Genomic DNA, 13,796 nt, shown 5'->3' on the forward strand with positions numbered 1-13,796 from the left:
GCCGGCGCTGCGGACCCCCAGGTCGTGTCCGGTTTGGGGGTGACCGGGGCCGGGGTGTAGTGTTATCGAGTCGACCAGGCTGTCTCCGCGTGCGAGCAGACAGCCACGAAAGCGGAGCGCCTGCTCCCACCCGAGTCGCCGCTACGGTGGCCGGGTCCGGTCCCCGGTTCCGGGTACGTCCCGGTGCCGGATGCGCGATCCTGTGATCGTGCCGACCGGTCGAGCGGGCCCTGGCATGCGCCGGGGCCTTCTGCTTTCCGGGTTGGTTCCCACCCGGGAGCCGCGGGGGTCGGCAACTGAGCAGAAACGACTCGAGGAGGCCCCATCAGCGTCGAACCACGCGTGAACGATCAGATCCGGGCACGTGAGGTCCGTCTGGTCGGCCCCGAGGGTGAGCAGGTGGGCATCGTCCCACTGGAGCGCGCCCTTCAGCTGGCCGCGGACGTCGATCTGGATTTGGTCGAGGTTGCGCCGATGGCGCGCCCGCCGGTGTGCAAGCTCATGGACTTCGGCAAGTTCAAGTACGAGAGCGCACTGAAGGCGCGCGAAGCGCGGCGTAACCAGCAGCAGACCGTCATCAAGGAAATGAAGCTTCGGCCGAAGATCGACCCGCACGACTACGAGACCAAGAAGGGTCACGTGGTGCGGTTCCTCAAGGCGGGCGACAAGGTCAAGGTGACGATCATGTTCCGCGGTCGCGAGCAGAGCCGCCCGGAGCTGGGTTACCGGCTCCTGCGTCGGCTCGAGTCCGAGATCACGGACCTGGGATACGTCGAGGCCGCTCCGAAGCAGGACGGCCGAAACATGATCATGGTTCTCGCCCCGCATCGGGCCGTCAAGGCCTCCGCGGTCGCCGCTACGGCGTCCCGCGGCGGACCTCGGGACCGGGCAGCGGACGAGTCCGCCGCTCCGGAAGCCGATGAGACCGCGGCGGTCAGCGAGACCGCAGCAGCCGGTGACACCGGCCTCGCCGCTGACACCAGCGGCGAGTAACAGGGGAGAAGACGTTCCACATGCCGAAGATGAAGAGCCACACGGGTATGGGTAAGCGGGTCAAGGTGACCGGCAAGGGCAAGATCGTTGCCCAGCAGGCCGGCCTCCGCCACAACCTGGAGAAGAAGCCCTCCACCCAGACCCGCCGGCTGACCGGCACGGTCGTGCTGGCCAAGGCCGACGTCAAGCGCATCAAGAAGCTGCTCGGCCGCTGACGCGCGCCACCTTTACGTAATAAGGAGTTGAGATGGCACGCGTCAAGCGGGCTGTGAACGCCCAGAAGAAGCGTCGTACCCTGCTGGAGACCGCGAGCGGTTACCGCGGTCAGCGCTCCCGGCTGTACCGCAAGGCCAAGGAGCAGGTGCTGCACTCGATGCAGTACGCCTACCGGGACCGTCGCGACCGCAAGGGCGACTTCCGGCAGTTGTGGATTCAGCGGATCAACGCGGGCGCCCGGGCCAACGGGATGACCTACAACCGTCTGATCCAGGGCCTGCGTCTGGCCGGCATCGAGGTCGACCGCAAGATCCTGGCCGACATGGCTGTCAACGACGCCGCCTCGTTCGCGGCGATCGTCGAGCTGGCCCGGACCGCGGTCACGGCCGAGGGCACCGGCGGCGCGGCGGCTCAGGCCGCCTGATCCCCCCGCACCAGAGCGAGGCGTCTCCCGGGTCGGCACCGCCGTCCGGGGGGCGCCTCGATCGTGCCGGAGGAGCGCACACCATGGCCTTCACCCCGCGTACCCCCAGGGTTGTCGCCGCCCGCCGCCTGCAACGCCGCCGGGACCGCGACGCCACCGGCCGGTTCCTGGCCGAGGGCCCGCAGGCGGTCCGCGAGGCCCTCGCGCGGCCGGGGGTGGTCACCGAACTGTTCGGTACGACCACCGCGCTCGACCGGTACCCGGAGTTGGCCGCCGCGGCGGCCCGCGCCGACGTGCCGGTCTCCGAGGTGACCGACGACGCCCTCGCCGCGCTGGCCGAGACCGTCGCCCCGCAGGGGCTGGTCGCCGTCTGCCGACACCTCGACGTGTCGCTGGAGCAGGCCCTCGCGGGTGCGCCCCGCCTCGTGGCGGTGCTCGCCGAGATCCGCGACCCGGGCAACGCCGGCACGGTCCTGCGCACCGCCGACGCGGCCGGCGCGGGTGCGGTGGTCTTCGCCGGAGACGCCGTCGACCCGTACAACGGCAAGTGTGTGCGGGCGTCGGCCGGCAGCCTCTTCCACGTCGACGTGGTCCGCGCGCCCGACCCGCTCGCGGTGGTCGACGCGCTGAGGGCCGCCGGGCTGTCGATCTTCGCCACCACGGGGTACGGCGACGACGACCTGGACGACCTGACCGACTACGGCCGGCTCGTCGGGCCGACCGCGTGGTTGTTCGGCTCGGAGGCGCACGGCCTGCCCGAGGAGTTGACCGCCGCCGCCGACGCCCGGGTGCGGGTGCCGCTTTACGGGCGCGCGGAGAGCCTCAACCTGGCTGCGGCCGCCGCGGTCTGCCTGTACGCTTCAGCGAGAGCACAGCGCTGATGGTGTCCACACCCGGCGCGACAGACAGCAGGGGAGAGCGTCCGTCGATGAACGCGCCACGGCGTTCGTTTAGCCAGCCCGCCGGTGTCGGCGGGCGGCGGGCCTGACCTGCTCCCTGCGCAACTCCTACCGGCGGGCTGCGGCGCAGCCGCGCGTCCGTAGACTCGCTTAGCCGCCCCGGTGAGGGCTGGCGCCGCCGTGAGGGAGTGCCCGTACGCCATGAGCTATCGCAACGATCCGTACGACCCGAAGCAGGTCGCCCTGCTCGACCCCGCCGCCCTGGCCGAGGCCGTCGCGGACGCCACGAAGGCGTTCGAGGCCGCCGCCGACCCGGACGCGCTGACCGCGCTGCGCTCGGTGCACCTGGGGGACCGGTCGCCGGTCTCGCTGGCCCGCCGGGAGATCGGCGCGCTGCCGCCGGCCGCGAAGTCCGACGCCGGCAAGCGGGTCAATGAGGCCCGCCGGGCGATCGAGACCGCCTACGCCGACCGCGCCGAGGTGGTGGAGCGCGAGCAGGCCGAGCGGGTGCTGGTGGAGGAGCGGGTGGACGTCACCCTGCCGTACGCCCGGCGTCCGCGAGGCGCCCGGCATCCACTGAGCACCCTGATGGAGTCGATCAGCGACCTCTTCGTCGGGATGGGCTACGAGGTGGCCGAGGGGCCCGAGGTCGACCTGGAGTGGGTCAACTTCGACGCGTTGAACATCCCCGCCGACCACCCGGCGCGCGGGTTGATGGACACGTTCCACATCGCACCGGAGGGCTCCGGCCTGGTGCTGCGCACGCACACCTCGACGGTGCAGACCCGCACCATGCTCAGCCGCAAGCCGCCGATCTACGTGATCGTGCCCGGCCGGGTCTACCGCACCGACGAGATCGACGCCACCCACAGCCCGGTGTTCCACCAGGCCGAGGGTCTGGTGGTCGACAAGGGCATCACGATGGCGCACCTGCGGGGCACGCTGGACCACTTCGCCCGGGCCATGTTCGGCCCGGAGGCGAAGACCCGGTGGCGGCCGCACTACTTCCCGTTCACCGAGCCGTCGGCGGAGTTCGACGTGTGGTTCCCGGAGCACCGCGACGGCCCACAGTGGGTCGAGTGGGGTGGCTGCGGCATGGTCAACCCGCGGGTGCTGCGCGCCTGCGGCGTCGACCCGGAGGTCTACTCCGGATTCGCCTTCGGCATGGGCATCGACCGGACCCTGATGGTTCGGCACGGGGTCAGCGACATCCGCCACCTCTTCGAGGGAGACGTGCGGTTCAGCCGGGCGCTCGGGGCCGGGGCGTAGGCGATGCGGGTACGAGACACGGGAACGGTGGTTTGAAGTCATGCGAGTTTCTGTCAGTTGGCTGCGGGAGTACGTCGACCTCCCCGCCGACCTGCCCACCGGTGACCTGGAGCAGGCCCTGGTCAACCTCGGCATCGAGGTCGAGTCCGCGGTGGACCTGGCCGCGACCGTCACCGGCCAGCTCGTCGTCGGCGAGGTACGCGAGATCGAGGAGCTGACCGGCTTCAAGAAGCCGATCCGGTTCTGCCGGGTGGACGTCGGTGACGCCAACGGCACCGGCGAACCGCAGGAGATCGTCTGCGGGGCGCGCAACTTCGCCGTGGGGGACCGGGTGGTGGTGATCCTGCCCGGCGGTGTGCTGCCCGGCGGGTTCGCCATCGGCGCCCGTAAGACGTACGGGCACAACTCGGCCGGCATGATCTGCTCGGCGAAGGAGTTGGGCCTGGGCGACGACCACTCCGGCATCATCGTGCTGGGGTCGGACGTGACGGCCAAGCCGGGCGACGACGCGCGGCCGGTCGTGGGCCTCGACGACGTGGTGCTCGAGCTGGAGATCACCCCGGACCGGGGGTACGCGCTCAGCCTGCGCGGCCTGGCCCGGGAGTTGTCGCACGCGTTCGACGTGCCGCTGCGCGACCCGGCCCTGGCGCCCGCCCCGGGCGGCACGCAGACCCCGGCGTACCCGGTGGAGGTGCGCGACCCGGTCGGCTGTGACCGGTTCACCGCCCGACTGGTCCGTGGCGTCGACCCGAGCGCGCCCACCCCGTCGTGGATGCAGCAGCGGCTCGTCACCGCCGGCATCCGCAGCATCTCGCTGCCGGTCGACATCACCAACTACGTGATGCTGGAACTGGGCCAGCCGATGCACGCCTTCGACGCCGACCGGATCGTCGGGTCGCTGGTGGTCCGCCGCGCCGAGGCGGGGGAGAAGCTGACCACCCTGGACGGGGTCACCCGGGTGCTCACCGCCGACGACATGGTCATCTGCGACGCTGGGCTGGACAACGCCGTCGGGGGCGAGGGCGGCGGCGTCCCGATCTCCCTCGCGGCGGTGATGGGCGGCGAGACCAGCGAGGTCGTCGACGGCACCACCACCGTGCTCTTCGAGGCGGCGCACTGGGACCCGGCGATGGTCGGGCGGACCGCGCGCCGGCACAAGCTGTTCAGCGAGGCCGCGAAGCGCTGGGAGCGGGGCGTCGACCCGGCCGTGGCGCTGGTCGCGTTGGAGCGGGCCGTGGGGCTGCTCACCGAGCACGGCGGCGGCACTCCGAGCGCGGAGGTCCTGGACATCGACCACGTCCGGCCGCGTACCCCGATCACCCTGCCGGCGGACCTGCCCACCCGGCGGGTCGGCGTCGAGTACCCGCCGGCGCGGGTCGTCGCCCTGCTGGAGCGGGTGGGCTGCACCGTCGCGCAGGGCGCGGACCGGTTGTCCGAGGACCCGGGCGCCGTCGGCGTGGCCAGCGGCGCCGGGGCGGCGCTCAGCGTCACCCCGCCGACCTGGCGGCCCGACCTGACCGACCCGGCCGACCTGGTCGAGGAGGTCGTGCGCCTCGACGGGTACGACAAGGTGCCGTCGGTGCTGCCGACCGCGCCCCCCGGGCGTGGCCTGACCCCGCGGCAGCGTCGGCGCCGGGCCGTCGCCGGATCGCTGGCCGAGCGGGGGTACGTGGAGGTGCTCGCGCACCCGTTCGTCTCGCCCGAGCTGGCCGACCAGCTCGGCCTGCCGGCCGACGACCCGCGCCGGCCCGCGGTGCGCCTCGCCAACCCGCTGTCCGAGGAGGAGCCGCTGCTGCGCACCACGCTGCTCGGTCCGCTGCTCGGCATCCTCAAGCGCAACCTCGGCCGGGGCCACCGCGACCTCGCCCTGTACGAGATCGGCGCGGTCTTCCATCCGCGCCCCGGTGCCGGCAGCCCGCCGGCCATGGGCGTGGACCGGCGACCCACCGACGCGGAGTTCGCCGCCGCCGACGCGGTCGTACCGGCGCAGCCGGTGCACGTCGCGGTGGTGCTGACCGGTGACGTCGACCCGGCCGGCTGGTGGGGTGCGGGTCGACCGGCCGGCTGGGCGGACGCGATCGAGGCGGCCCGTGACGTGCTGGCCGCCGCCGGGATCCCCGACGAGCGGGTCGAGGTGCGCGCGGCGAGTACGCCCCGTGGCACCCCGGCCGTTGCGCCGAGCTGCGGGTCGACGGCGCGGTCGTCGGGCACGCCGGTGAGCTGCACCCGGCGGTGGTGGCGGCGCTGGAGCTGCCCCGCCGCACCTGCGCGATGGAGCTGGACCTCGACGCGCTGCCGGCGACCCCGGTGGCGCCCGCGCCGACGGTCTCCGGCTTCCCGCCGGCGCTGATCGACGTGGCCCTGGTGGTGGACGAGTCGGTGCCGGCCGAGCAGGTGCGCCGGGCCCTGGAGGCGGGCGCCGGTGAGCTGCTGGAGGACGTGCGGCTGTTCGACGTGTACTCCGGCGCGCAACTCGGCGCCGGTCGCCGGTCCCTGGCGTACAAGCTGACCTTCCGGGCGCCGGACCGGACGCTCACCGTCGAGGAGGCGGTGGCGGCGCGGGACGCCGCGGTGGCCGTCGCGGCGGAGCGCTTCGGCGCCACCCTGCGCGGCGCCTGACGGAGCTGACAGGCCCTTTCCGGTGACGCAGGAAGGGGCCTGTCAGTCGTCGCTGGATTCCAGCTTGCCGAGCTTGCGCAGGCTCGGCAGATCGCGGACGGTGATCCGGCGGTAGTCGGTGTCGACCAACCCGTCTGTCCGTAGCTCCCGCAGCGCCTTCTGAATGGACGTTTCGGAGGCGCCGCAGATGGTGGCCAGGTCGGGCTGTGTGAGACGAACGTCGATGATGATGCCGTCCGGGCCTTGCCGACCGTGGGTGCGGCAGAGTTCGGCGACCACTCGGGCGACACGCAGTTTCACCGGGTATGAGGTGAAGTCGATCCGGCGTCGATTGGACCAGCGCAGCCGGTCGGACACCATCGCGGCGAGTTCGAGGGCAGCGTCGGGATGTTCCTTGAGAAACCGCTTGAACCGGTCAGGCTGGATCACGCTGTACTTCGCCGGACCGCAGGTCGTGACGGTGGCGGAGCGGGGCTCGTCGTTCAGCGCGGACATCTCGCCCACGAGGTCACCTCCGACCCGGAGTGACAGCAGGGCGGACCGACCGTCCGGCAGCGTGGCGGTGATCTTGGTTAGGCCCTCTTCGAGGAGCACCAGGTGAGATTCCCGTATGCCCTCGTGGATCACGATCTGCCCGGCGGGAACCTGACGACGGACACCCAGCCCCAGAAGCGTCATCCGAACCGGTGGAGCGAGCCGTTGCAGGAACGTGCCGTAGGGCCAGTCGCCGCCGGACGGTTCGTGTGGTCGTCGCATCTGCGGCCTCCTTCTCCAGCCGCCGAAGCGTAGCCGTTCGTGAGCGGAGCGCGATGCCCCTGTGTCGGCGGCCAGCTCGACCAGCAGGCGAACGGCTATCAACACCAGCACCGCCATCGGTGACCATTCGAGGGTGAGCAGCAGCTCCACCAGATCCGTCCTCATGCGACAAGGACATCGCCCGGGTGTGTAGCGGACTCCCCAACAGGACGGGATGACTGATTCTCAACTTTCGGCGGTGATGCCGTACTTCTACGGGATCCCGATCAGCCCTCGCCGGTTCGATGGCTTCTGCGGTGCTTGCCCGCTGGGTGAGCCGGTGGAGAGGGGCGGGAGCTTGATGCAACATCCCGAGCGACGATTGCTGATATCCGTGGATATGGAGAGGTACAGCCGACGGAGCAACCTCCAGCAGTATGAGGCGCAGCGGTATTTCCGAGAGTTGCTGCACGAGGCCGCCGGGGCTGTGGGCCTGGACCGCGTGGCCTGGACGACCCAGCAGGCGGGCGACGGCGAACTCGCGGTCGTGCCGCGCGAGGTGTCCGAGTCCCGGGTCATCGGTCGGTTCGTGCCGGAGCTGAACCGGCGGCTGCGCAACCACAACAGCAGCCGCCTCCCGGCCGCCCGGATCCGGCTCAGGGTGGCGGTGCACCAGGGTTTGGTACACCTGGATGGTGCGAACGGCTTTCCCGGCAACGCCGTCATCTTCGTCTGTCGGCTGTGCGAGGCCGAGCCCATCAAGAGGGCGTTGGCCACATTTCCCGAAGCCGGCGTGGCGCTCGTCGTCTCGACCGAGATATTCCGTGACGTGGTCACCGAATATCCGGAGGAGATGCGCCCGGAGCGTTTCGTGCGGATCGAAGTGGCACACCCGGACAAGGATTTCCGCGAGTACGCCTGGCTCTGTGTGGTGGACGAGGATCTCACCGCCGTCGTGGTCCCGGGCGTCTCGCCGACCCTCGGGGAGGATGCTGCGCAGGCCGCGGAGAAGCTGGTGGACACCACGGAGGAGAAGGCGGCCAACAGCGCCACAGAGCACGGTGAAATTCGTACCGGCGACATCCGCGTCAAGGGGCAGAACGCGATCGGATCAGGTGCGACGGCGATCGGCTCACTAGGGCGCGACGCGAACTTCGGCACGAGCAGAGGCAACCCTCAATGAGCGGCCGGTACGCCCCGGCCTCCGCCGGCAGTGAGCGCGACCTGGACAACCTCTGGCACGACGTGTTGGAGGAGCCCTCTGGCGATGACCCGCTCGGCGACGTCGACGATGGTGCGGTTCGCGGAATCGGGGACGGATCAGTAGCAGTTGAGTCCGTCGATGGCGAGGATGAGCTGGCTTCGGTGGCGGAGCCTGCCGAGGAGCCACCGGAGGAGGATGAGCCGGACGACCTCCTGGACCCTGGGGAAGTGCTGCGCAGGCTGGCTGGCCTGCTGGGCGGTTCGACCATCGATGTCGGCGACGTTCGGGTGCAGGGGCAGAACGCCACCGGTACTGGCGCTGTAGCCATTGGAACGGTAAACGTCACCGCCGGACGATCCGACGGTGCCGGGCGCGTCTGGTTCGAGACCCTCGTCGAGGCCACTGTCCGTGACACCGCGAGCGGGTACGCGTACGCGCCGAGCGACCAGCGGCTCGACCACCATCTCCAGCATCACCACCTAGTCTGCCTCTCCGGTCCGGTCGGGAGCGGACGGTTCACTTCGGCCACCCTGGCGGTGGCCCGGAGACACGGTTTCGAGCGGGTCCGGGTGCTCGGTGTCGACCAGCTGGCCGATCTGCTCGGCGCGGATGCGCCGTTGCCCCCAGGGCACGGCTACGTGCTTCGACTGAGCGAGGTCGCTCTCCGCGAGGTCGACGGGTTCACGCTCGTGGCGCTGGCCGCCAGGGCCGAGACCTCCGGTACGACGCTGATCCTGGTCGGGGACTTCTCCCGGCGAAAGCACGACCTCGTCGGCCACGTCGTGGAACACAACTCGCCCTCAGCGGCCGAGGTGTTTCGGGCGCAGCTTCGCCATCAGCTCAGAGGGCAGTGTGTCGGCTGGTGCACGGGCACGTGCGACGGCCGCTGCGTGGAGAGATATGTGGATGAGGACTGTGTCGGGCATCCACTGCTGTCGGTTTACCTGTCCAGCGAACCTCGGCCCGGCGAGGTCCTCGAGGTCGTCGCGATGATTGCCCGGACGGTCCCCAAGGGCGGCGCACTTGCCGAGCGGCTGGAGCAGTTTCTGCCGCTTCAACTGCGGGAGCGCGCGCTCGAGATCCTCGCCGTGCGACGCGGCGACGATGAGGTCGACGCGTGGCCCCCCGATGAGGTGCGCGCCTTCCGCCTCTCGTGCGCCGTGTTTGCCGGGCAGCCCGTGACCGAGATACATCAGGCAGCTCAACGGCTGGCCCGATTCGACTTCCAGGAGCCCGCATCGAGCAGCGCCCCCTTTCGGGGATCGGTGCTCGACGCATTGTTGGGGCCAACACTCGGCCAAGCCGTCACACGGCTGAACGACGCGCGCGTGCCGGGTGGGTGCCGGCTCGACTTCTCGGCCGGCGCCGAGCCACTCCGGTCGGCGTTGCTGGACGTCGCGTGGACAGAATGGTGGTCGCCCAAACAGCTGCTCGACTGGTTGGCGGACCTGATCCGCGGGGACCTTCCGGCGGTCCGACAGGCCGCAGCCGGCGCCATCGGTTGGTCGGCGACACGCGACGTGCAGTCAGCCCTCGACACCGTGGGGGAACTGGCCCGCGAACGGCGGGCAGGGGTTCGGCAGGCCGCAGCCATCGTACTGGTCGCCATGGCGATGCAGCCTGCGCTGCGCACTCGGGTTCACACCGAACTCGGTCAGTGGGCAGCCGGTTCGGCAGCCCACCTGCGGGACACCGTGGCACGTGCGTACAGTCTCGGGCTGGCCCGGCTCTGGCCGGAGTCGGCGCTGGTTCAGTTGCGCCAGGTGGCGCAGGCCCGAATGCAGCGGCGGAACAACTCCGTCGTCCGGGGGCTGGTCGAGGTGTACCGCAACGGTCACGCGGCGAGCGTTGTGCCGGCGCTGGTGGACTGGACCGCGTCCGTCGACCCCGAGGTGCAACTCCACGCCGCGCGGACCCTGCGGGTGCTCGCGGACCGATGGGCAGAACCGCCTAGAAAGCAATGGCCGGAGCTGCTGCACCTGGTGGACCAGCGAACGATCGACCTGGCCGACCTGGCCATCCTCTGGGCGACCGCCCTCAGCCTGCCAAAAACTGCGTACCGATCGTGGCGAACCCTCGGCTTCTGGTTGGACCGGGCGGACCAGCAGCCAGCCGTCGCCAGTCAGTGCCTTGAACTCGTGCGTCACGTGATCGCTGGACAGCCTGCACTGTGTCATCGCCTGGACCATCAGCTCCGCCACGTATGGCGTCCCGTGATGCCCCACAACGACCTGCTCGACGACGTACGACGAATTATCGATGAGGAGACGCGATGACCATGGACCCCGCCGGTGGTCCCGGCACGAGACCATCCCTACCCAGGCAGGTGCAACGCCGTCGTTGGTGGCATGCGCTCTTCCCGCCAGCCGAGCTTCCGCTACCTCCCGCTCCGCCACCGCCGGTCGTTCCCGCCACGGTGACCTTCCGTCAGGACGTCCAGGTGCCGATCCTGGTGCCGGCGAAGGGGGATGCGTTCGACTTCCGCCTGCACGTCGTCTACGACTGGACCGCGCAGAACATGATCTACGAGGAGCTTCGGTTGCGCGCCGAGCGCTATCTGGGCTGGGCCGCCGGGATCGTCCGGGAGCGGGCGGTGGACCTGGCACGTGAACACGAACCGCACCGCTCGCACGACCTCGAGCGTGCGTTGAACAGCCGTCTCGGTGGCCAACGCTGGCCGCGCGAGGGTGCCCTGCCTCACTTCGGTGTGCTGATTCGCGTCAGCCCGGACGAGCGGGTCCGGGAGCGCCTCCGGCCGTACTGGGAGGATCGCATCAGGCTTGAGTGTGATCACGAGTTGCAGAAGATCAGGGCGACCCAGGCGGATGAGCTGACTCGTCGCTGGTGCGCGGTGCTGCAAAATCTCGAGGACGATCCGGTCACCTCACATGCCGCACGGTTGACCGGCGATCAGTTCGCCGAGGTGTTCCGCCGGTACGTGGAGGAACGTCGGGAAACTGTTCCCGATCTCCTGAAGCTCCTGCGCGAGGCGGTCCGGGGGCACGGCGATCTTGGTATGGGACCGAGCGAGTACACGGAGGCTTGGGACGCGGCACTCAGGACGTATGAGCGGCAGCACGGATTGTCCGAGCGGGTGAACTGAGATCGGGGCGTCCTCTGGTGGACAATTCCGGCAGAGGACGCCCAGCGCCTGCGAAAGGAGCCCACCAGCTCATTGCCATGCATTACTCTGCATGAACTTGCAGTCCGAGGCCGCTGTTGTTAATCTCCTCTGCATAGTCATGCGGAGGTGAGTATGGGGATCCGAGTCGCGGTTGCCGGTGCGAGCGGCTACGCCGGCGGCGAGCTGCTGCGCCTGATTGCCGGGCACCCGGAGTTCGACCTGGTCGCCGCCACCGCGCACAGCCAGGCCGGGCACCGCGTCGACGTGGTGCACCCGCAGCTCACCGGGCTCGACCTGGTGCTCGGGGAGACCGACCCGTCGACCCTCGCCGACGCCGACCTGGTCTTCCTGGCCCTGCCGCACGGTGAGTCGGCTGCCCTCGCGGCCCGCCTGCCGTCCGAGGTGCGCATCGTCGACCTGGGCGCCGATCACCGGCTCGCCGACCCGTACGCCTGGGCCCACTACTACGGCGGCACCCACGCCGGGCAGTGGACCTATGGCCTGCCCGAGCTGCCCGGTCAGCGGGAGTTGATCGCCGGCTCCACCCGGGTGGCGAACACCGGCTGCTACGCCGCGGCGATCACCCTGGCGCTCGCGCCACTGATCGCGGATGGCGCGGCCAGCCCCGCCGACGTGGTGGTGGTCGCCGCCTCCGGCACCTCCGGCGCCGGGCGATCGACCAAGGCGCACCTGCTGGCCAGCGAGGTGATGGGCGACCTGTCGCCGTACCGGGTCGGCACCCACCAGCACGTGCCGGAGATCAAGCAGGCGTCCGGGGCGACCGGCCTGTCGTTCACGCCGGTCCTGGCGCCGATGCCGCGCGGCATTCTCGCCACGGTGACCGCGACGCCGGCGCGCGGCGTCGACCCGCAGGAGGTGCTGGCGCGGGCGTACGCGGACGCGCCGTTCGTGCACGTGCTGCCGGAGGGCCGCTGGCCGCACACGGCCGCCACGCTGGGTTCCAACTCGTGCCACCTCCAGGCGACCGTCGACGTCGACTCGGGCCGGCTGATCGTGCTGAGCGCGCTGGACAACCTGGGCAAGGGCGCGGCCGGCCAGGCCGTGCAGAACGCCAACCTCATGCTCGGCCTGCCGGAGACGACGGGCCTGTCGATCTGGGGAGTCGCACCATGAGCGTCACCACCCCTCGGGGGTTCCGGGCGGCCGGGGTGGCCGCCGGGTTGAAGGCCAGCGGTGGCGCGGACGTCGCTCTGGTGGTCAACGACGGCCCCGACGCCGGTGTCGCCGGTGTCTTCACCACGAACCGGGTCAAGGCCGCGCCGGTGCTCTGGAGCGAGCAGGTCGTCCAGGGTGGCGTGGTTCGCGCGGTGGTGCTCAACTCCGGTGGCGCCAACGCCTGCACCGGCCCGGCCGGCTTCCAGGACACGCACGCCACCGCCGAGCACACCGCCGCCGCGCTGACCTCGGTCAGCCCGCGGCTGATCCTCGGCGCCGGTGAGGTGGCGGTCTGCTCCACCGGCCTGATCGGTGAGCGGCTGCCGATGCCGAAGCTGCTGCCGGGGGTCCGCTCGGCGATCCGGGGGCTCTCCCGGGACGGCGGCCAGGCCGCCGCCGAGGCCATCATGACCACCGACACCCGACCGAAGACCACTGTGGCGCGAGGGAGCGGCTGGACGGTCGGCGGCATGGCCAAGGGCGCCGGGATGCTCGCGCCGGGGATGGCCACCATGCTCTGCGTGCTCACCACCGACGCGGTCGCCGGGCCGGACGTGCTGGACGGGGCGCTGCGCGCGGCCACCCGGGTCACCTTCGACCGGGTCGACTCGGACGGCTGCATGTCCACCAACGACACGGTGCTGCTGCTGTCCAGTGGCGCGAGCGGCATCGAGCCGACGCCGGCGGAGCTGGCCGCCGCGGTCACCGCGGCCTGCCACGACCTGGCCCAGCAGTTGATCGCCGACGCCGAGGGCGCCACCAAGCAGGTCGCCATCGACGTGGTGGGCGCCGCCGACGAGGACGACGCGGTCGAGGTGGGCCGCTCGGTGGCCCGCAACAACCTGGTCAAGACCGCGCTGTTCGGCAACGACCCGAACTGGGGCCGGATCCTCGCCGCGGTCGGGACCACAGCCGCCGCGTTCGAGCCGGACGAGGTGGACGTCGCCGTCAACGGTGTGTGGGTGTGCCGTGGCGGCGCCGCCGCCGAGGACCGCTCGAAGGTGGACCTGACCGGGCGGGACGTCACCATCCGCATCGACCTGCACGCCGGCACGTCGGCCGCGACGATCTGGACCAACGACCTGTCCCACGGGTACGTGCACGAGAACTCGGCGTACTCGACGTGAGCGCGAGGAA

At 70.9% G+C, this 13,796-nt stretch carries 11 protein-coding genes and 1 pseudogene; 11 read left to right on the top strand and 1 reads right to left on the bottom strand.

Features of this window, described 5'->3' with window-relative positions:
- Positions 1-342 precede the first annotated feature (342 nt).
- From infC to pheT, 6 genes and pseudogenes are all read left to right on the top strand, one after another.
- On the top strand, positions 343-993 hold the full coding sequence (infC, locus tag JNW91_RS13845) for a translation initiation factor IF-3 (RefSeq protein ID WP_203175272.1): 651 nt from the start codon (positions 343-345) through the stop codon (positions 991-993).
- 20 nt (positions 994-1,013) lie between these two features.
- Complete coding sequence (rpmI, locus tag JNW91_RS13850; RefSeq protein ID WP_007458415.1) at positions 1,014-1,208, top strand: 50S ribosomal protein L35; 195 nt, start codon at positions 1,014-1,016, stop codon at positions 1,206-1,208.
- 32 nt (positions 1,209-1,240) lie between these two features.
- Positions 1,241-1,633, top strand: coding sequence for a 50S ribosomal protein L20 (rplT, locus tag JNW91_RS13855; protein WP_203175274.1), 393 nt, complete (start codon positions 1,241-1,243; stop codon positions 1,631-1,633).
- 83 nt (positions 1,634-1,716) lie between these two features.
- Positions 1,717-2,514 carry a TrmH family RNA methyltransferase gene (locus JNW91_RS13860; RefSeq protein ID WP_203175283.1) on the top strand — a complete coding sequence of 266 codons (798 nt, stop codon included), beginning with the start codon at positions 1,717-1,719 and terminating at the stop codon, positions 2,512-2,514.
- A 219-nt stretch (positions 2,515-2,733) separates the two neighbouring features.
- Complete coding sequence (gene pheS, locus JNW91_RS13865; protein ID WP_203175284.1) at positions 2,734-3,801, top strand: phenylalanine--tRNA ligase subunit alpha; 1,068 nt, start codon at positions 2,734-2,736, stop codon at positions 3,799-3,801.
- Positions 3,802-3,841: 40 nt separating this feature from the next.
- Positions 3,842-6,420 (top strand): annotated as a pseudogene (gene pheT, locus JNW91_RS13870) (phenylalanine--tRNA ligase subunit beta).
- 42 nt (positions 6,421-6,462) lie between these two features.
- On the opposite strand, the gene JNW91_RS13875 reads toward pheT, so the two are convergent.
- The gene (locus JNW91_RS13875; protein WP_238424952.1) at positions 6,463-7,341 is read right to left on the bottom strand and encodes a Crp/Fnr family transcriptional regulator; all 879 of its coding nucleotides are present in this window, start codon (positions 7,339-7,341) and stop codon (positions 6,463-6,465) included.
- 49 nt (positions 7,342-7,390) lie between these two features.
- Here JNW91_RS13875 and JNW91_RS13880 point away from each other — a divergent pair, with 49 nt between their 5' ends.
- The 5 genes from JNW91_RS13880 (at position 7,391) to argJ (ending at position 13,786) form a co-directional block, all read left to right on the top strand.
- On the top strand, positions 7,391-8,338 hold the full coding sequence (locus JNW91_RS13880; RefSeq protein WP_238424953.1) for a hypothetical protein: 948 nt from the start codon (positions 7,391-7,393) through the stop codon (positions 8,336-8,338).
- Positions 8,335-10,635, top strand: a complete 2,301-nt coding sequence (locus JNW91_RS13885) for a hypothetical protein (protein ID WP_203175285.1) — start codon at positions 8,335-8,337, stop codon at positions 10,633-10,635. The genes JNW91_RS13880 and JNW91_RS13885 overlap by 4 nt, the downstream gene beginning before the upstream one ends.
- Positions 10,636-10,799: 164 nt before the next feature.
- Positions 10,800-11,462, top strand: a complete 663-nt coding sequence (locus tag JNW91_RS13890) for a hypothetical protein (protein ID WP_309244354.1) — start codon at positions 10,800-10,802, stop codon at positions 11,460-11,462.
- 153 nt (positions 11,463-11,615) lie between these two features.
- On the top strand, positions 11,616-12,617 hold the full coding sequence (argC, locus tag JNW91_RS13895) for an N-acetyl-gamma-glutamyl-phosphate reductase (RefSeq protein WP_203175288.1): 1,002 nt from the start codon (positions 11,616-11,618) through the stop codon (positions 12,615-12,617).
- The gene (gene argJ / locus JNW91_RS13900; protein WP_203175290.1) at positions 12,614-13,786 is read left to right on the top strand and encodes a bifunctional glutamate N-acetyltransferase/amino-acid acetyltransferase ArgJ; all 1,173 of its coding nucleotides are present in this window, start codon (positions 12,614-12,616) and stop codon (positions 13,784-13,786) included. The genes argC and argJ overlap by 4 nt, the downstream gene beginning before the upstream one ends.
- Positions 13,787-13,796 lie beyond the last annotated feature (10 nt).

This window comes from Micromonospora parastrephiae (assembly GCF_016802865.1).
GTDB classification, from domain to species: domain Bacteria; phylum Actinomycetota; class Actinomycetes; order Mycobacteriales; family Micromonosporaceae; genus Micromonospora; species Micromonospora parastrephiae.

Coding starts and splice junctions, on each gene's coding strand:
- JNW91_RS13875 (WP_238424952.1), bottom strand. CDS start 7,341: ATGAGGACGGATCTGGTGGAGCTGCTGCTCACCCTCGAATGGTCACCG.
- rplT (WP_203175274.1), top strand. CDS start 1,241: ATGGCACGCGTCAAGCGGGCTGTGAACGCCCAGAAGAAGCGTCGTACC.
- JNW91_RS13860 (WP_203175283.1), top strand. CDS start 1,717: ATGGCCTTCACCCCGCGTACCCCCAGGGTTGTCGCCGCCCGCCGCCTG.
- JNW91_RS13885 (WP_203175285.1), top strand. CDS start 8,335: ATGAGCGGCCGGTACGCCCCGGCCTCCGCCGGCAGTGAGCGCGACCTG.
- argJ (WP_203175290.1), top strand. CDS start 12,614: ATGAGCGTCACCACCCCTCGGGGGTTCCGGGCGGCCGGGGTGGCCGCC.
- rpmI (WP_007458415.1), top strand. CDS start 1,014: ATGCCGAAGATGAAGAGCCACACGGGTATGGGTAAGCGGGTCAAGGTG.
- argC (WP_203175288.1), top strand. CDS start 11,616: ATGGGGATCCGAGTCGCGGTTGCCGGTGCGAGCGGCTACGCCGGCGGC.
- JNW91_RS13880 (WP_238424953.1), top strand. CDS start 7,391: ATGACTGATTCTCAACTTTCGGCGGTGATGCCGTACTTCTACGGGATC.
- pheS (WP_203175284.1), top strand. CDS start 2,734: ATGAGCTATCGCAACGATCCGTACGACCCGAAGCAGGTCGCCCTGCTC.